Source organism: Streptomyces sp. NPDC055189 (genome assembly GCF_053606765.1).
The window spans coordinates 199,200-216,891 of the sequence record NZ_JBSGSG010000004.1; the positions used below are offsets into that span (position 1 = coordinate 199,200).

General features: G+C 69.8%; 16 protein-coding genes and 1 tRNA gene. 7 read left to right on the forward strand and 10 right to left on the reverse strand.

The features are described 5' to 3' along the window. Positions 1–42: 42 nt before the first annotated feature. Entirely contained in the window at positions 43–1,548 is a 1,506-nt protein-coding gene (locus tag ACWFR3_RS05255; protein WP_453733191.1) for a hypothetical protein, read from the reverse strand. Positions 1,549–1,828: 280 nt separating this feature from the next. Here ACWFR3_RS05255 and ACWFR3_RS05260 point away from each other — a divergent pair. Then, positions 1,829–1,903 (forward strand) — tRNA-Val (locus ACWFR3_RS05260). Positions 1,904–2,048: 145 nt separating this feature from the next. On the opposite strand, the gene ACWFR3_RS05265 is transcribed toward ACWFR3_RS05260, so the two are convergent. After that, a complete protein-coding gene (locus ACWFR3_RS05265; RefSeq protein WP_453733192.1) occupies positions 2,049–2,795 on the reverse strand; it encodes a helix-turn-helix domain-containing protein in 747 nt (248 codons plus the stop codon). 2,187 nt (positions 2,796–4,982) lie between these two features. Continuing rightward, positions 4,983–5,489, reverse strand: coding sequence for a response regulator (locus ACWFR3_RS05270; protein ID WP_453733193.1), 507 nt, complete (start codon positions 5,487–5,489; stop codon positions 4,983–4,985). A 369-nt stretch (positions 5,490–5,858) separates the two neighbouring features. On the opposite strand from ACWFR3_RS05270, the gene ACWFR3_RS05275 reads away from it, so the two are divergent. Both ACWFR3_RS05275 and ACWFR3_RS05280 read left to right on the forward strand, forming a co-directional pair. Then, entirely contained in the window at positions 5,859–7,052 is a 1,194-nt protein-coding gene (locus ACWFR3_RS05275; RefSeq protein WP_453733194.1) for a hypothetical protein, read from the forward strand. A 146-nt stretch (positions 7,053–7,198) separates the two neighbouring features. Next, complete coding sequence (locus tag ACWFR3_RS05280; protein WP_453733195.1) at positions 7,199–7,570, forward strand: hypothetical protein; 372 nt, start codon at positions 7,199–7,201, stop codon at positions 7,568–7,570. A 24-nt stretch (positions 7,571–7,594) separates the two neighbouring features. Here the strand turns inward: ACWFR3_RS05280 and ACWFR3_RS05285 are convergent, their stop codons facing one another. Both ACWFR3_RS05285 and ACWFR3_RS05290 read right to left on the reverse strand, forming a co-directional pair. Next, positions 7,595–7,900 carry a hypothetical protein gene (locus ACWFR3_RS05285; protein WP_453733196.1) on the reverse strand — a complete coding sequence of 102 codons (306 nt, stop codon included), beginning with the start codon at positions 7,898–7,900 and terminating at the stop codon, positions 7,595–7,597. A 40-nt stretch (positions 7,901–7,940) separates the two neighbouring features. Further along, complete coding sequence (locus ACWFR3_RS05290; RefSeq protein WP_453733197.1) at positions 7,941–8,288, reverse strand: hypothetical protein; 348 nt, start codon at positions 8,286–8,288, stop codon at positions 7,941–7,943. Between the two features lie 177 nt (positions 8,289–8,465). On the opposite strand from ACWFR3_RS05290, the gene ACWFR3_RS05295 reads away from it, so the two are divergent. Then, entirely contained in the window at positions 8,466–8,735 is a 270-nt protein-coding gene (locus tag ACWFR3_RS05295) for a DUF2277 domain-containing protein (RefSeq protein ID WP_453733198.1), read from the forward strand. A gap of 107 nt (positions 8,736–8,842) precedes the next feature. Here ACWFR3_RS05295 and ACWFR3_RS05300 read toward each other — a convergent pair whose 3' ends face one another. Further along, positions 8,843–9,469: a DedA family protein gene (locus ACWFR3_RS05300; RefSeq protein ID WP_453733199.1), complete on the reverse strand. Its 627-nt coding sequence runs from the start codon at positions 9,467–9,469 to the stop codon at positions 8,843–8,845. A 232-nt stretch (positions 9,470–9,701) separates the two neighbouring features. Here ACWFR3_RS05300 and ACWFR3_RS05305 point away from each other — a divergent pair, with 232 nt between their 5' ends. Then, complete coding sequence (locus tag ACWFR3_RS05305) at positions 9,702–10,274, forward strand: superoxide dismutase family protein (protein WP_453733200.1); 573 nt, start codon at positions 9,702–9,704, stop codon at positions 10,272–10,274. A 127-nt stretch (positions 10,275–10,401) separates the two neighbouring features. On the opposite strand, the gene ACWFR3_RS05310 is transcribed toward ACWFR3_RS05305, so the two are convergent. The 4 genes from ACWFR3_RS05310 to ACWFR3_RS05325 all read right to left on the reverse strand — a co-directional run bounded on the left by ACWFR3_RS05310 (position 10,402) and on the right by ACWFR3_RS05325 (position 15,708). Continuing rightward, positions 10,402–10,851 (reverse strand): DoxX family protein, encoded by a 450-nt coding sequence (locus ACWFR3_RS05310; RefSeq protein ID WP_453733201.1) that lies wholly within the window; start codon positions 10,849–10,851, stop codon positions 10,402–10,404. Between the two features lie 62 nt (positions 10,852–10,913). Then, the gene (locus ACWFR3_RS05315; RefSeq protein WP_453733202.1) at positions 10,914–12,929 is read right to left on the reverse strand and encodes an FAD/NAD(P)-binding protein; all 2,016 of its coding nucleotides are present in this window, start codon (positions 12,927–12,929) and stop codon (positions 10,914–10,916) included. Positions 12,930–13,230: 301 nt separating this feature from the next. Then, positions 13,231–14,898, reverse strand: coding sequence for an alkaline phosphatase D family protein (locus ACWFR3_RS05320; protein WP_453733203.1), 1,668 nt, complete (start codon positions 14,896–14,898; stop codon positions 13,231–13,233). A 162-nt stretch (positions 14,899–15,060) separates the two neighbouring features. Continuing rightward, positions 15,061–15,708 (reverse strand): HNH endonuclease family protein, encoded by a 648-nt coding sequence (locus ACWFR3_RS05325; protein ID WP_453733204.1) that lies wholly within the window; start codon positions 15,706–15,708, stop codon positions 15,061–15,063. 501 nt (positions 15,709–16,209) lie between these two features. Between ACWFR3_RS05325 and ACWFR3_RS05330 the strand changes: the two genes are divergently transcribed. Together ACWFR3_RS05330 and ACWFR3_RS05335 are read left to right on the forward strand one after the other, a co-directional pair. Beyond that, entirely contained in the window at positions 16,210–16,788 is a 579-nt protein-coding gene (locus ACWFR3_RS05330) for a TMEM165/GDT1 family protein (protein WP_365852309.1), read from the forward strand. A 233-nt stretch (positions 16,789–17,021) separates the two neighbouring features. Continuing rightward, entirely contained in the window at positions 17,022–17,687 is a 666-nt protein-coding gene (locus tag ACWFR3_RS05335) for an HAD-IA family hydrolase (RefSeq protein ID WP_453733205.1), read from the forward strand. The last annotated feature ends 5 nt before the right edge of the window (positions 17,688–17,692 follow it).

Below are 17,692 nucleotides of genomic sequence, written 5' to 3' on the forward strand. Positions count from 1 at the left end.
CCGCCAGGCAGCGGGGGTTCGGCCCAGTCGGCCCAGTCGGCCCTAGGCCCCTTGCCCCCGCTCCTCCCGGATCTGGGAGACCACCCGCGACACCGTCTGCCGCACGGCTTCGGTCTCGGTCAGGAAGTGCCAGTAGTCCGGGTGGCGGCCCTCCAGGGAGGCCACCGCGCGGTCCAGGCGGGCGACGGACTCGTCGAGCGGGCGGGCGTGCCGCTGCTCCGGGGTCTGGCGCCCCGCCATGGCCAGGCGCTGGGCGTCGCGGATCGCGAAGCGGGTGCGCTCGATCTCCTGCTGGGGATCCTTCGACACCGCGTTGAGCCGCTGCAGCCGGTCGCCCGCGGCCGAGACCGCCTCGTCCGTCGAGTTCAGCAGGGCGCGGACCGTCGAGAGCAGCGATGTGGCGTCCGGCCAGCGCTGCTCCTCGCGCGCCTGCCGGGCCTCCTTGAGCTTGACCTCGGCCTGCCGTACGTTCTCCGCGGCCTGGTCCGGCACGCGCTGCAGGTCCTGCCAGCAGGCGACGGTGAACCGCCGCCGCAGCTCGCTGAGGATCGGTTCGACCTGGCCGCTGCGGGTGGTGAGGGCCTGCGCGCGCGTGCGCAGCGAGACCAGGCGGCGGTCTGTCTCGGCGGCCCGCTCGGGCAGCCGCTCGGCCTCCGCGCGCACTGCCTCGGCGTCCCGCAGGACGCGGTCGGCGCGCTGCAGCGTCTCCGGCACGCCGTGCCGGCCGGCGCCCTGATTGAGCTTGGTCAGCTCCGGGCCGAGGGCGGCCAGGCGTGCGGCGAGGTCATCGGCCTTGAGCCCGGCACCCCGTACGGCATCGAGGGCGTTGGTGGCGGCCAGGAGGGTCTGCCGGGCGCGCTCGACGGCGGGGGCGAGCCGGGCGAGCTGCGTCTCGGCCTTGTCGAGCAGCGGGCCAAGGCCCTGCTGGAACCGCTCCAGGTCGCCCCTGGCCTTGTCCAGCTCGCCCTTGGCCTGCGTCAGCTCGGTGCGGGCGCGGGCGGCGACGGAGGCTTCCAGGTCGTCACGGTCGAGGTCGTGGGCGTCCACCGCGCTGATGTACTGATGGCTGACCTCGTCGATCCGCCGCCCGATGGCCTCGAAGTCGGAGACCGCCCGCTGTGCGGCGGGCGTGGAGTCGACGGCGACGATCGTCTCGATGGAGATCCGCAGGTCCCGTTGGGCGGTGTCCAGTTCGTAGAAGGCAGCGGCCGCCGCGTCCTTGGCGGCCTGGGCGTCGGCCCGCATGCTCTCCCCGCGCCCGCCGAACCACCGCCGGGTGCCGCCGCCCGCGAAGGCGGCGGGGAGGGCGAGGGCGAGGAGGGGGAGGGGCAGGAGGGCGAGCGTGACAGCGTCACGGAGGGGGGATCGGCGGCGCCGCGGGCCCTGGCGATCCTGATGGACCTGGCGGTGGTCCGGTTGTCGGCCCTGGCGGGGGCGCGGCCGCACGCTCCCGCAGCTACGTACATCCTCATCCGGCTCATCCGGTACCAGCACCACTGACTTGCCCGACGTATCCGGTGTGTACGGCTGCGAAGGTGTCGCCGTCACTATCCCTCTCCCGTGCTGTCATCCGCCTTGCCCGGTGTCACATTCTCCCACCGGTTAATGACGAACACACGGGCCGGTTAGTTCGCGCCGGGCACCGTGACTTTGCCGTCTTCGCTGCGGGCGGACACGCGGGGCCGGCCGATCCCCGTCCATGACCCGGGTCCATGTCCGTGACCCGGGTCATGGACCGCGCCCCCGGGCTCCCCTCGGGGCTCCGGGGCACCCCTCATACGGGTTTGCGGGGCGGGGCCACCGGCAAGGTAGGCTGTCGAAATATCCGGGGCGCGTAGCTCAGTGGTAGAGCGCTGCCCTTACAAGGCAGATGTCGGCGGTTCGAAACCGTCCGCGCCCACCAGTACAAAGACCCCCAGCCGATCATGGCTGGGGGTCTTTGACATCCCGGTCTGACATCAAGGGCCATAGTCATTCACGGCCGATAAGCCTCTTGAGTAACTGGGCCGGGGCGGTCGCTGGCTGAGCCCGATGTGCACGGGTGTTGGTCAGCCACCGGGGCTGTGGGTCGTCAGGGGTTGGGCCGTGTCGAAAATGTGGTCCAGGGCGGTCAGGTAGCCAGCGGTCAGCGGTGCAGGGCCGACCCTCCGCAGGTGGAGAACCGGAGACAGGGCAGGCGTCAGGCCATCGACGGGCGTGGTGACCAGCAGTTCATCATCAGTTCGATAGAGATCGGCCCGAAGCCCGCGGTGGGTCACCAGCCTGACTCCAGGAAGGTCCCCCAATGAGGGGAAGACATCCATCAGAGTTGCGATTCGATCGGCATCGGCAGGAGGGGTTGCTATGCGCACCCGCACGCCGGCCTCGGACTTCGAGGCGAGGATCGCGTGCAGATCGAAGACAGCGTCGGTCAGGAAGAGCACGTTGGAGATGGCAAGGTCGATCACGCTGGTCGCCGCAGCCAGGCCCTGGCGCCAAAGGATGTGTGGGACCGCTCCACGGCTCGGGTAACAGGCCATCAGCTCGTCACGAGGGCTCACACTCGAACGATGCCGCTCTTCAAGCATGGGCCACAAGTAGTACGGATCGACGCGTAGCACCTTGGCCACTGCGTGCGCGTTCCGCGCGTGCGGGATGCGAGTGCTGATCACCCACCGCTCTACACTCTTCGGGTCCACTCCCAAACGGTTTGCCAGCCCTTCTACGGTGACGTTGGCTGCGACCATGGCGCCTCGCAGACGTTCGTTCGCAGGTGCCTGTTCTTCTGCCAGGATTGAGATGGATCGATTCGACATGGCTTCGACTCCTTCGAATCGGTCAGGCCGCGTCCGCTCCAATCGGGCGCGGCCTGTTGCGTCTTGTCACGTGCTGTTCGGCTGCTCCTTGCCCCATCGGGCAACTGTCGCGCGGGAAATGCTGGTGAGTTCAGCGATACGTCGGTACGGGACCCCCGCGGCGACGGCATCGGTCACCAAGGGGCGTAGGGCGACGTCTAGCCGCTCCAACTCATGAACTAGGTGCTGGCGTTGCTCCCCTGGAGTCACAAGCTGCCGTACGGCCCGCGCACGGGCATCTTCGGGGGTGCCTGACGAGGTGTTGGTGGAAGGCTGAGCGTCCACGGCGGGGCGCCGCTGAACTACCTTGCTGCGATTGCGACTTCGCCGACTAGCCATGGCCCAATGTTCCCGCTGTGTCTCACATGAGACAAGGTGTCTTTCAGAGTACGCATATGCCGCTTTGGGACACGGGGAAAGTCGCAGGTCATCTAGGTGTGGAGCTCCCAGGGCAGGCCCTGAGAGGGGCCACGCGGACAGAGTTTCCCTACTTAATCAAGGCCCGCCCGCTCACGCGGCCGGCCTAATCAACCACGGGCGCCAACCACCCCTTCCCCGAGGCTGCGACCCCGGTAACGCGGGATAGCCCGCCGGGCACCGCCACCGCGATCCGACCTAGGGAGGGAAAAGAGCCAAACAACATCCGTGGGGCCGAAAAGCGCACGCCGAAGAACACCCCCATCAAGACCACCAGCAGACCCGAGCCGTCCCCGAAGGGGATCAATCCAAGGAAGCGAGGGCCCCCGACAAGGGGGCAGGGCGCCGGCCGGCCGCCGCCCCGCCGCTTCCATGTCTACGCCACCAGCCGCGCGCCGCCGTCCGTCCGTCGCCCACCCCAGGGGCCAAAAACCCAGCACCGGGCCATAGGGGCACAGGGGATTGCCGCACAGCAGGCCACAGAAAGCTTTGTATTACCGATAAGGCCGGATCGCGGTGGCGGTACCCGGCGGGCCATCCCACTACCTGGGCTGTGGCCCCTGGGCTGGGGCGGTCGGCTCCACGGCTTTAGACAGCCACTTTGGGGCGAGCCTCGAAGATCATGGCCCCAACGTCGTGCTTTAACGGGCAGGTCCACAGACTGCCCGACTCGCCGGAAGCTTAAGGGGCCATGATCACTCGCCCCAAAGCAGCTCCAGTCCAAAGCCGCTCCACCGACCGCGTGGGTCAGGGGTGGCTCTCTGGGGTGTTTGTCGGTCCGCTCCTCCACCCTCATGCCAAAGCGACGCGATCACGCCCGTACAAAGATCGTTTACCCGTGCGGGCTTACAGCGCGGCTTTTTTGTACACCCATTTGAGCCAACTTTAGAGCAATTGGTTTCTAGCTTTCTGCGAGTTTCTGCGACTTGCTGTGTCTAACCTACGACCAACCCACCAGGAGTTTCGACCTGCATGGATGACCCGCTCTTGTGTGTCCGCACATGGCTAAATGCCGCCTGACCTGCGATGACGTGCTTGGCTGAATTTGTATTACGTACGCAATAGAAAAGGGGACCGGAGAGGGGCTCTGGACTTGTGGCCGATTGGAGTTTGCCCCGGCTCACGTGGCCCGGTGTCCCGGCAAGATGTGGGGGAACGAGAAGAGGCTCACCACTCAGCGCCAACCGCGAAGCAAGAGCTGTGTGATGAGCCACGAACCCGGAGGTCCAAGAATGAGTGTGGCCCTGCCACCAAGCCATCTGTCAAACCGTCCTCAGGCGAAATGGGTCATTGTGATCATCTTCGTACTGATGATCTGGGCGCCCATGGCACATGTTGTAAGTGTCCTCGTGGACGCTTCGGCAATGGCCGCGATGATCTCCGCTGCATGCGGTACAGCAGCGAAGTACCGTAACCGCCACACCGGCCAGTATCTGTCTACGTACTCGTGGGCCGGTAGGTTGCCCGCCTTTATGGCTCACGGCCGTCCTGCATAGAGCTACGGACCAGAAGGTGCCTGACATCCACGGCTGACATCAACGGTGGCGGATGTCGGCAACGTCGAGCGGTCAGCGGCGAAGCCAGGGGCGCCGGCGGGAGCAGCGCCAGCGCCCGTCTGGATGAACTTACAAGGCAGATGTCGGCGGTTCGAAACCGTCCGCGCCCACCCTGGACAAGTAGCAGGTGCGAGCCTGCTATTGCCCCCCCAGTCGTGCTCGGCTGGGGGGCTTTTTACGTTTCGATCTGAGGCTCGGGTGTGCTCTGCGGCTCAGAGTGGCTGTTGTTCGTCGATTCGATGGATCCGTCCTTCACCAGGGCCCTGAGTTCCTCGATTTCCAGTTGCATCAGTTTCAGCTGCCGGTGGGTTTCGAAGAGGTAGCGGACCTTGGTGCGCAGGGTCAGTGGATCTATGGGCTTGAGGGCTACGTCGGCCACGCCGAGCAGGAAGGCCTTGGCGGCGACGTCGCGGCTCACGTCGAAACCGGTCAGCAGGACGATGGGGATCGAACGCGTCTGGTCCAGACGGCGCACATAGTGCACGACGTCTAATCCGCTCACGCCCGGCATGCGGACGTCGAGCAGGATGAGCCCGACGTTCCCCCGCAGGACCACTCTGAGTGCGTCGTCGCCGTTGGTCGCACTCACCAGCGGGTAGCCGAGAGGGGCCAGCGCGCTCTCCAGCGCGAACAGGGTGTCCTTGTGGTCGTCGACGACGAGGATCACATAGTTGGTCGACATGGCCTTGAGCCCCCTCTCTCAGTAACCACGCTATGCCGAAGCCGAGTTGCAGTATCCGTTTGTCACCACACCGGCGCTACCCAACTGCGGGACGGCTGTACCAGGAGAAACAGCGGAACCCTCCCTTCCGCCCGTGCGGGCCGTTCCGCGTGCGCCGGGCCGTGGTCCTGGCGCCCCGGCGGCGCCGGGACGCGCCGCCTCCGGATCCCGCCGGCCGCCCGCACTCTCCTCACCAGTTCTCATGCCCCGGAGCGCCCCGGGGGCGTACCGCCGGACGGCTCCTCCAGTGGCGGGGTGAATGAAGCGTGCATAGAACGGAATCACGCTCACGTGCGGGATGAGGACGTCCCGCTGAAATGGAGAAAGAAAATGGCCGCTGAGTCATTCTCTGCCGCAGGGGACATATCCGGGAACGGCGAACCTCTGGTGACGACGTCGGTTCATTGGGGCACCGCGCAACTCGGCACCCCGCCCCGCCACCAGCCCGCGCCGTGGCAGCAGCCTGTCGACCAGGAAGCCACCGATGTCCCCGTCGGCGATTCCGGCGACGCTCCTCCGGAGTGGCCCCCGCACGTCGCCGACGACGGACCACCGGAACAGAAGGCGCCGGACGTCGACGACGACGCGGTGGAGGAACTCATCCGCGTCGCCGTGGTGTCCAGGCCGCTGGACGACGTCGTCGACCTCGTCACCCTCCTGGAGCAGTCGCCCGAGGGAATGCCGACGGCCGCCTCGGTGCTCCGGCTGGCCTGCGTGGCCCGCTCCGTCGACGACGTCACCAAGCTGGTGGATCTGCTCGGACCGCCGGAGCACCCCGCCGAGCACATGGACGAGGCCATTCGGCACGCCGCCGAGGAACGGCCCATCCCCGAAGTGAGCCGGCTGGTTCACCTGCTGTCCCGGCCGCCGCACGATCCGCACAGCGGCGCCGAGGCGGTGCACGCCGCGGGTACGACCAGGTCCGTCGAGGACCTGATGCAGCTGATCGGCAGGCTGAGCGACCGCAAGGACGCCGACAGCGTTGATGCCCTGACCCGGGCTCAGAACCAGGCTCAGGCGGAGGCCCGGGCCCCCGCCGCGCCGACCGCACCTCCCGCTGCGGCCGTCGCCCCGTCGTCCGCCCGGGATGCCGCGGCCACGCAGGCACAGGCGCAGAGCGGGACGGCCCTGGTGTGGCTGCGTCGCGTGGCAGGCGTACTGCTTCTGCTCTGTGCGGCGGCCCATTTCCCGCTGAACTGGTCCGACGCGTCCACCTTCGGCCTGACCGCCGCGCTCTGCGTCGCCGGTGTCTGCGCTCTGGCGGGCCTGGCCCTGTGCTTCAGCGGGTCGCCGGTCGTGGCCGTGGCGGGCACCTTGGTGGCCGGTGTGCTGACCGTCAGCCATCTGGTGGGCGATCGGGTCGACTCCAGGACACTCGCCTATGTGCTGCGGCCCGACGGGGTGTCGGCACCGATCCCCGCCCTGTCGGCCGCGGCGGCCACGCTGGCCGCGCTGCTGGTCGTGGCGCTCACGGTCGCCGGCCTCAGGGCCGCGGCCAACCGGCGGCCCGTGCAGGGCGGCTGACGCTCCCGGAGGCGGGAAGGGACCGGGCGACCCGGCAGGAGCGGACTCCTGCCGGGCCGCGCGGCGTCCGGGGGCATCTGAAATCGATCGGGTGGTCGGCCAGAACCTCGGGGATCACGCGGGAGTTGTGGAATCCGGACAGGGTCATGAGTGTCCGACCTGTGGACGCTCCGGGCGTACGAACGGCGTGCCGCTGCCGGGCCCTGCCGGAAGGGATCCATCTCGTGAAGATCGCCAAGGCCGCTGCCGGTGTCGTCGGAATCGGCCTCGCTCTGGGGGCCGTATCACCCGCCTTCGCCGCCCCGCAGCCGTCCGCCGGTGGTGAGACGCAGCTGCCCGACTCCGTCACGGCGACGGCTCAGGACCTGCAGGAGACTCTCGGCGGGCTCGACCTCGACGAGAAGACCGGCGAGCTCAAGGCGGACAACCCCACGGCTCCCACGGCCGTGGTCGACGAAGCGGCGCAGGGGGCGGTCTCGATGCTCGGGGGCCTTCCCGCGGGCGCGCCGACCGGCTGACCGAACGGGGTGCGGGATCTCGGTTCAGTTGCCGGAACCGGGATGCGTCCGGCGGTACCTGCGGTCCCAGCGTTCCTGGCGTTCCTTGCGGATGCGGTAGTCGCGGTAGGTCTTGGGGAAGCCGCCACCTCCGCCACCTCCGCCGCCTCCGGCCCCCGCGTTTCCCCCCGCGCCGCTCCCGCTCCCGCTGCCGCTGCTCTTTTTGGAGCCCGCGCGGTCGTACTGCTGGATCATGAAGTAGACGAGCACCGCCGCTGCCACCCACAGAAGTGGCTGGCTGAAACCAAGGCCGACCAGTACAAGGAGCAGGACGACCAGCCATATATTCATGGCCACACCTCCTCGGCGTAGCTGGAGTCAACGCCCGCTGTCACTCGGTGTCAATGGCTTTCTCGTGCGTGTGTTTGAGCCGTGCGCGGGCGGCCACGGCCTCCGGGCCGGCCACCTGATCCCAGAAGCGGTGACAGGTGACGAACACGGCCAACTCCCGCTCCCGCGCGCGGAGTTTCTCCACCTCCGCTTGCTCGTCCGGAGTCCAGCCGGGTGAGGCCGGGCGCTCCACCTTGCGCCAGCCGTGGTCGTCGCTGAAGCCCTCCAGGGGCGTGACCGACCAGGGGAGCCGCTTCAGCAGGGCCATCAGTTCGGCCCGGACCTGGTGCAGTTCCTCCTGACCCGCGAGGAGGTCGTCAGGGAAGTCGTAAGCAGGGGTTTCAGGCACCCGCTAATGGTACTCCTGTTCGATTTTCGAGTGCGAGGGCCGCCACGCATGATGTGGGGCGAACTTCGGGGCGCCTGAGGGGTAGTGAGGGGCTGCCGGGGACAAGCAGGGGCTCGCGGGGGCGCCAGCGAGCGCGACGACTTCCCGCTCGCGCCTCGATCGCGGCAAGCTGTAGGCATGTGCCGCAGCATCAAGACGCTCCGTCCGCCAGCCATCCCCGACGACGCCACCGAGGAGGAGATCCGGGCCGCCGCGCTCCAGTACGTGCGCAAGGTCTCGGGATTCCGCGCCCCGGCCGCGCACAACCGCGAGGTCTTCGACAGGGCCGTGGAAGCGGTGGCCGAAGCCACCGCCGAGCTGCTCGCCGGGATCGAGGTGCGAGGGGCCAGGTCGCGGCCCGCCGGTGAGGCGGCCGGCGAGACGGCCGGGGAAGCTCCGGCAGCCTAGAAATCCCGGGGCCCCTCGACGGCCCGCGCGGCCCTCGACGGCCCGCGCGGCTCGGGTGGCTCGGGTGGCCCGGACGGCCCGAGCGGCCCGGGGAACCTCCGGCGGAACTAGGCCGTCGCCGCCCGAGGCCGGCGCACCAGGAACGCCGCCCCCGCGCCCGCCGCGAAGAGCGCGAGCAGGGAGACCCCCGTGGCCAGCCATGACGCGCCGAGCCACTGCCCGCCGAAGTAGCCGAGCGCGACGCTGTATCCCGCCCAGGCCACGCCCGCGAGCGCCGACCAGGGCAGGAACTCGCGCACCTTGCGATGCGCCGCGCCCGCCGCCAGCGAGACGATCGAGCGGCCCGCGGGAGCGAAGCGTGCGATGACGACGAGGATGCCGCCGCCCCGTGACAGTGCCGTGCCGAGTCGTTCCTGCGCGGTCGTGAGGCGCCGGGAGCGGGCGATGGCGCGGTCCAGGCGCTCGCCGCCGCGCCAGGCGAGGCGGTAGACGGCCAGGTCGCCGAGGACCGAGGCGGTGGCCGCGCAGAGCAGCAGCATCAGGATGTCGGGCACCTCGTGCGGGACGGCCCCCGCCCCCGTGCCCGCCGTGCCGGCCGCGGCGGCAGCGGTGGCCGCGGTGATGACGAGGACGCCGCTGGGCAGCACGGGCACGACGATGTCGAGGAGCACGGAGAGCGCCACCGCCACGTAGATCCATGGGCTGCTGGTCAGCGCGCCGAGACTCTCAAGCACCGAATTTCCCCGTAACTCCCCGGTCGACGACATGCCTGCCGCGACGTCGCGGGGAGCGGCAGGGGCGGCTTGGTGACAGCTGTACAGCGTACGCCGAGCTCTCCGTCGGAGATTCATGGGGGGCTCATATGTTCGCTACATCACGTTCACCCGGCTGCCGCTCCCGGCAGGGCGTCCCGCGCCGATGTCCCGTAGCAACAGAGTCCACGGGCAGAACGGAAGGAGCGGGACGATGGTTGCAGGAATGCTTGCCGGGGCCGTGGCGACGGCGGTGCTTGCGGCGGGTGCGGGTGCGGGTGCGGGTGGTGGCGTGGCCGGCGATGCGACGCCGGGTTACTGGCTGCGGGTCGGGGCGCGGTTCGCGCCGCCCACGGCCTTGATCTCCTCGTCGGCGATCACGTACGACAAGAAGCTCGTGCCCGCGGGGTCCTCGATCCAGGTCGAGCAGCGCGGCGGACCGGGTGGCATGGAGGTCAGGCTCCGGGTGAAGGGGCTGAAACCGGGCCACGCGTACGGCGCACACGTGCACCAGAAGCCGTGCGGCGCCGACCCCGAAGCGGCCGGAGGGCACTATCAGCACCGCGAGGACCCGCACCAGCCCTCGAAGGATCCGGACTACGTCAATCCGGAGAACGAGGTCTGGCTGGACTTCACGCCGGGGCCGGACGGCTCGGGCGGGGCGGAGGCCCGCCACGGCTGGGAGTTCCGCGGAGGCGCCGCCGGATCCGTCGTGCTGCACCACGAGCCGGGCGGCGCGGGGGACCGGGTGGCGTGCTTCACGGTGCCGTTCGCACCCGTCAGCTGAGAGGTCGTGCGCGTCCGTCGGCCGAGGAGGCCGCGGAACCTGACGGCAGGAGGCCCCCGGAACGTGACGGCGCCCCCTCCTCCGTGTGCGTACGGGGGAGGGGGCGCCGTCAGTGGGCGGGTGCGCGTCAGGCGGCCACCGGCGTCCGCTCCGACTCTGCCTTCGAGTCGCTCTCGCCGCGCGAGGCGAAGAGGCGGTCGAGGCCGAGCGCGCCCGAGCCGGTGAAGACGAGCAGGAGCATGGTCCAGCAGAAGATCGCGGAGGCCTCTCCGCCGTTCTGCATCGGCCACAGGGCCTCCGGCTGGTGCACCTTGAAGTAGGCGTACGCCATCGAGCCCGAGGAGATGAACGCCGCGGCGCGGGTGCCGAGGCCGAGGGCGACCAGGCTGCCGCCGACCAGCTGGATGACGGCCGCGTACCAGCCGGGCCAGGTGCCGGCGTCGACCGTGCCGCCGCCCGCCGCGCCGCCGAGCACGCCGAAGAGCGAGGCGGCGCCGTGGCAGGCGAAGAGCAGGCCGATGACGATGCGGAACAGCCCGAGGGCGTAGGGCTGGGCGCTGTTGAGACGTCCAGTCATGGTGGGGGACTCCTTCGGTTTTTGGGGACGGTAACCGAGCGGAGGCCCAAGGTTAGGGGAACCTAATCAATGCTTGCAAGTTCAACATCTGGCCATTCGGGGGATTCCACTTCGGCCGCGGACGGGACCAGTCCGCTCGCGGAGGGGGTCTCCGTCGCTCCCGCCGCCGCCCGCAAAACGGCCCGTGCCACCGCGTCCGCGTCCGACAGGGTCACCGAATCGACGCCCGGCCTGGCCCCCGCCGCCGTCACCCAGTGCACACCCTCCGTAGGCACTCCGAACGCGAACCTCCTTGCGTGGGAGCGACCTTGACGGTCGATCAGGTGATAAGGGCGGGGTGTGACGTCGAGACCTCCGGTTTCGTAGCCGTCGACGACATGGGCACGGCACTGCCCCGTGTCGAGGAGCCGTCCGAGCAGCTCGTCCGCGGTGCGCCGCACGTCCGGCTCGGGGAGCCGGGCCTCGATGACTGTGGTGACGGACACATCCGACCCCGGTACGTCGGGGGAGTGCGCGAGGAACGTCCCGTCCGCGGTCGTCCGCACGTCGAGCCGCGGTCCCAGCACCTCGACGACGCCCGCCTCGATGAGGGCCGTCATCTCCTCGATGCGGCGCCGGGGCGGACCGATCGAGAGGAAGGCGTTGAGCGGCGTGTACCAGCGGTCCAGGTGCTCGCGGCGGGAGACGCCGGCCAGGCCGCCGTGGTCGAGGATCAGGCGCAGTTCGTTGCGCAGGTCGCGCAGCACGTCGAGGGCGGACTTCAGCGGGCTCGCGACATTGCCGAGCGCGGCCTGCGCGGTGTCCTCGCGCAGATACGCGAGCAGCCAGGCGCGGAAGTCGTCGGGGGAGCGGAAAGTATGGCCGAAGTACGGCTGTGCAAGCCGGTCCCAGGACCAACGCGCTGCCTCGGGAATCCCGAACTCGTCGAGCACCAGGCCCTCTTGGGAGCTGCGGTGCGGTGCCGCGAGGAAGGCGTCCTGGAAGTGCGCGGCCCGCCCGGCGGGACGGACGAGAGCCGTGTAGTAGACCGTCTCCACCTCCTTGGCGACCAGCGGCCATATCTCGTCGAGGAAGTCCGGGGCGTCACCGCTGTCCGCGCGCTTGCGGAAGCGGGCTATGACGTCGGAGGTGAGGACCAGCGGCAGGTGCCGTCCGTACGGGCCCTTCGCGTTGTCGCCGCGCGCCTGGTACGGGATGCCGCGCCGCGACCCCGCGTACAGCTTCGGCTCGTGTCCCGACGGCTGATAGCGCAGGCCGCCCCCCGGTGCCGGGGTGAAACGTCCGCCGCGGCCCTGCGTCAGGAGCGCCATGTGGTCGAAGAAGTTCAGGCCGAGCCCGCGCAGCAGGACGCGCTCGCCGGGAGCGACGGCCGACAGGTCGACGTCGGCGGGGTTGGCCGGCGGTATGTGGCGCAGCCCGTGCCGCGCGGCGTGCGCGGCGAAGCGCCGCTGCCCCTCGTCGCTCACCGCGGGCAGATGGCCCTGCGCGAGGACGACGGCGCTGAGCCCGGACAGTTCGCGGCCGTCGTCGAGTACGAGGGTCTGGGCGCGGTCGTCCGGGCCGTCCCCGGAGCGCTCGGAGCCCCCGGGTCCCTCAGACCCCCCGGGCCCTTCGGAGTCGAGGCGTACGGCGCGCGCCCCGTGCACCTCGACCCGGACCGTCGCGGGGGCGCCGCGCAGTGTCCGGGCGAAGACCCACTCCAGATAGCGGCCGTAACAGGCGCGCGTGGGGTAGTCGTCGGGGCCGAGCCCCGGTGCGTGCCCGGCGGCGGCCCATGCGTACAGGCTCGGCCCCGGCCGGATCGGCCCCGCGCAGTCGACGCTCTCGTCGGTGAAGAGGGTCACCTGTGAGGCGACCGTGTTCATGAGCAGCTCGCCCGGCTGTGCGGTCCGCCAGACGCGTCCAGGCCCCGGAGGGGATGGATCGACGACGTGGACCGTCAGCCGTGCCCCCGGCGGCAGGAGTTCGGTCGCCGAGGCGCAGAGGCGTTCCAGGACACTCGTGCCGCGGGGTCCCGCGCCGACGACGGCGACAGCGATGTCACGTCCCGGTGCGGCCGCTGCGGATGGTGCGGACAAAGGCGTGGCTCCCGGGCATCGAGGGGGCGGTGGGGGGAGTGGAGCTGTAGGGGAGTGGGGGCTATGAGGGGTGGGGGTGATGGAAGCGGACGGTCCGGCTCATCATGCCGCCGGAAGCCCCGCAGGCGAACCCCGGAACGGAGGTTCGCCGGACGGGTGTGGCCTGTGTCACGCCACTGCCGCCCCGCACCGGTCGCCGATGCGGGGCAATGGCAACTAAGCGGGGCAACGACAACTAAAGGGAGGCGAAGGGGACTACAGGCTCACGAAGGGACTGCAGGCTCACCAAGGGACTACAACCTCACGAAAGCCGTGACTCCTGCGTAGTCGCGAGGCGCACCCCGGCGCCCTTCACCGTCTGCGCCTGATCGAGCCGCACCTCGGCCGAACGGCCCCGCAGGGTCAGTGTCATGAGCTGGTTGCCGAACCAGGGCCCGCCCGTCTTGCGCCAGTTGATGGCGGCCCGCGTAATCCGTCCGTGGCGTACGAAGCGGCGACCCAGTGCCCGGCCCGCCTTGCTCCAGCCGAAGTGGAAGCCCAGCTTTATCGACGCGGGAATGGAGTTGTGGACGGGGGAGCACGTCAGCTGCAGGACGCGGGCGTCGGGGCCGCCGCCGTCCGGCCAGCTCGGCTCGGCGATGTACGCGTGGTGGACGTCGCCGGAGAGCACGCACACCGTCGCCGGGGCACCCGTCCCCGTGCCCGCCTCCGCGATCAGTGAGGTCAGCGCGTCGAAGGACGAGGGGAACGCCGCCCAGTGCTCCAGATCCGAGCGCCTGCGCAGGTTCTCGCCGAAGCGGGCCCAGCGCGCGCCGCGTTCACCACGGCACAGCGCGGCGTTCCAGCCCTCGGCGTCATGGATGAGGTGGGGAAGGAGCCAGGGCAGAGACGTGCCGATCAGAAGATGGTCGTAGCCGCCCGCGCCGTCCGGTCCGCCCGAACCCTCCAGGGCCTGCTCACGCAGCCAGCGCGCCTCGTCCGGGTCGATCATGGCGCGGTTCTGCTCGTCCAGGACGCGCGCGGCCCGCGTATCGACCATGAGCAGGCGTACGCGGCCGAAGTCCCGGCGGTAGCTCCAGCGGGTCGCCGCGGGGTCGGCGTCGGAGGCGGCGGCGAAGGCGCGCAGCTCGTCCGTACCGTCGGGCGTCGCGCACAGCGAGGCATACAGCTCGTCCCGCTCAAGCTCGGCGGGCGGCAGATTGCCGATGTGCTGGTAGACCCAGTACGACATCAGGCCGCTCAGCACGCGCTCGCGCCACCAGGGCGTCGCGCGCATCTCGGCGAGCCAGGCGGCGCTGGTGTTCCAATCGTCGATTACGTCGTGATCATCGAAGATCATGCAACTCGGCACGGTGGAGAGCAGCCACCGGACCTCGGGGTCGAGCCACGACTCGTAATAGAGGTGGGTGTACTCCTCGTAGTCCGCGACCTGGTCGCCCGGCGGCTCGCTCAGGTCCCGTCGTGCGGCGAGCCAGCGCCGCGTCGCCTCCGACGTGTTGTCCGCGTACACCTGGTCGCCCAGGAGCAGCAGGACGTCCGGGCGGTCGGCGGCCGTGCCGCCGGCTATCCGGGCGGCGAGGGTGTCCAGGGCGTCCGGCCCGACGGGGTCGTGCTCCCCGCTCGGCGGTGCCGCCCAGCGGCAGGAGCCGAAGGTGACACGGAGTGCCTCGTCGTCGCCCCCGCCCGGCGTGCGGATGGTGCTAGGCGGGAAGGGCGAGTCCGGCAGCGGCCACACGGGGACGCCGCCGTCGCCGAGCCGCACCTCGTACGCGGTCTCCGTGCCCGGATTCAGGCCCGTGACCGGAATGAGCGCGTAGTGGTGGCCCGCGACCTGGAACGTGTCGGCCGTGCCCTTGGCGCCGTCCGCGCACCGCACTTCGGCGGTGCAGGGCCGGTCGGTCTCGACCCAGACCGTCGCCGTCGAACCGTCGACATACCTCAGCAGCGGACCCAGGCGCAGCCGTGCCACGATGATCACTCTCCTCCGTCGCCCCGTACGGTACGGAACGACGGAGGTCCGTGGCGAGGTTCCGGGGATTCCCGCTGGTTACAGGCCGGTGACACGGCTGCTCGCGGCCCGGTGACACGGCTGCGCGCGGGCGGGTGACCCAGCCGCTCGCGGCAGGCGACCTCAGCAGCCGTTGAGGATCGAGGACAGCTTGGTCTTCTCCTCCGCGTTCACCGTGAGCTTGTAGTGGTGCTTCACGTCCACCCACATCCGGGCGTAGTAGCAGTGGTACGACGCGGTGGGCGGCAGCCATTCGGCCGGGTCCTTGTCGCCCTTGGCCTGGTTGACGTTGTCGGTGACGGCGATCAGCTGCGGACGGGTGAGGTCGTTGGCGAAACCTTCCCTCTGGGTGTTGGTCCAGCTGCTCGCACCGGACTTCCAGGCCTCGGAGAGCGGGACGACGTGGTCGATGTCGACGTCGCCCGACGCGGTCCAGGTGCCGCCGTCGTAGGGGGACTTCCAGGTGCCCGACGTGGCCGCGCAGCTGGAGTCCTGCTCGACGTTCGTGCCGTCGCGCTTGAGGACGACCTCGCGGGTGTTGCAGGCGCCGGACTGGGTGCTCCAGTGCGGGAACTTCTCGCGGCTGTAGCCGTCGGACGAGCCCTCGGCCTTCTCCGTGAGCTGGCCCAGATAGGTGCGCGCGGTGGCGGCGGAGACCGGTGCCGGGGGAGCGGCCTGGGCGGGGGCGCCGGTGAGCAGGGCCGCCCCGGAGGCGAGGGCGGTCAGGGCGGTGAGAGTGACGAGGCGTCGACGCGCGTAGACAGCGGACATACGAACTCCCTTGATGTGGGGGGATGTTGGCCGTTGGGGCGGCCATGGTGACGCGGCGGGGTTTCCTGTGGATGTGCGTCAGGTGACAGGGTCGCGTCAAACAGGTGGTCAGTTCAAGAGTTCTGGCGCCGTGTCATGTCCGGTCACCTGTACGGGAGTTGCCGAACGGGCGTCCGAGGGGTGTCCGCGAGCGCGCACAGTGTGGCCCGCGTCACTTTTCCGGAGGGTCGAAAGGCCCTGGTCCGGGAGGTGCGGACGTCCCGTACGATGGATGGCGCAGAAGGGGAGTAGCTCTTCGCCGGACCGTCGACATACTGCTCAGCTCGTCTGAGCCGGCGCCCGGAGGCAGACCCCGTCATCGACGCGGTCGGCCAGCGAGACCTTCGGCAAGCAGTACCCGACGTACATGACCGTGTACGTCCGTGTGTGCTGCCGTGCCGAGGTGTCGTACGTGATGTACAGATTGCTCTCGGTGGGGCAGCCCCGACCGATTGAGGAACCTTGATCAGCATCAGCGTGACGGCGCTCGTCTTCGGCGTCGTCTTCCTTGCCGAACTCCCGGACAAGACAGCGCTGGCCGGGCTCGTCCTCGGGACGCGCTACCGCGCCTCGTACGTCTTCGTCGGGGTCGCGGCCGCCTTCGTCGTCCATGTCGTGCTCGCGGTGGCGGCGGGCAGTGTCCTTACGCTCCTGCCGCAGCAGCTCCTCCACGCGCTCACCGGCGTCCTCTTCCTCGGCGGGGCGGCGATGCTGCTCCTGAAGGGCGGCGACGAGGAGGAAGAGGTCCGCGAGCCCAAGGATCAGAGCTTCTGGAAGGTCTCCGGCGCCGGATTCATGCTGATCCTGGTCGCGGAGTTCGGTGACCTGACGCAGATCATGACCGCGAACCTGGCCGCGCGGTACGACGACCCGCTCTCCGTGGGCCTCGGTGCGGTGCTCGCACTGTGGGCGGTCGCCGGGCTCGGGATCGTCGGCGGAAAGGCGCTGATGAAGCGCGTGCCGCTGTCGCTCATCACCAAGATCGCGGCGCTCCTGATGCTGGGGCTCGGCGTGTGGAGCCTGTATGAGGCGATTGCCTGAAGCGTCTGGTTTAGTTAGGAGCCTGGGGCATCTATTTAGGGGCCCGTTGCGGGTGTGACCTGCGGTGTTGGCGTCTGGTGGCCTCTTTTTGTACCGTGGGGGAACAAAGTGGCTCCGCCCGTGTTCCCTGACCGGCGGGCGGGGCTGCCTTGATCTTTTCTCCGCATGCTCCCTCCGCTCCTTCCTCCGCTCCTCCCTCCGCGGAGACTCCCTCTGTGCTCTGGAGTACGTCGATGACGGCTGAGACCGCCTCTGTTCTGACCGCCCGGGCCCTCCTCCTGGACATGGACGGGACCCTCGTCAACTCCGACGCCGTGGTCGAGCGCTGCTGGCGGCGCTGGTCCGAGCGGTACGGGCTCGACTTCGACGAGGTCATCAAGGTCGTCCACGGGCGGCAGGGGTACGCGTCGATGGCGGTGCTGCTCCCGGAGCGGTCCATGGAGGAGAACTACGCGGAGAACCGCGAGATGCTCGCCGCCGAGACCGCGGACATGGAGGGCGTCGTTCCGATACCGGGGGCCGCCGCCTTCCTGGCGTCCCTCGAAGGGCTGCCGCACGCGCTCGTGACGTCCGCCGACGTGCCGCTGTCCACCGGCCGGATGGCCGCGGCCGGTCTCTCGCTGCCCGCCGTGCGGGTCACCGCGGAGAGTGTGGGGGCGAGCAAGCCCGACCCCGAGGGGTTCCTCAAGGGGGCCGCCGAGCTGGGGTTCGACCCCGCTGACTGCATCGTCTTCGAGGACTCCGGAGCCGGGATCGCCGCGGGGCTCGCGGCCGGCATGCGAGTCGTGGGGATAGGCCCCAGGGCCGGGGAGTACGGGCCCACCGTGCACGTCGACGACCTGACGCAGGTCCGGGTCACCGCCGCCGGTGACGGGACGCTTCAGCTGACGTTCGGCTGAATCCG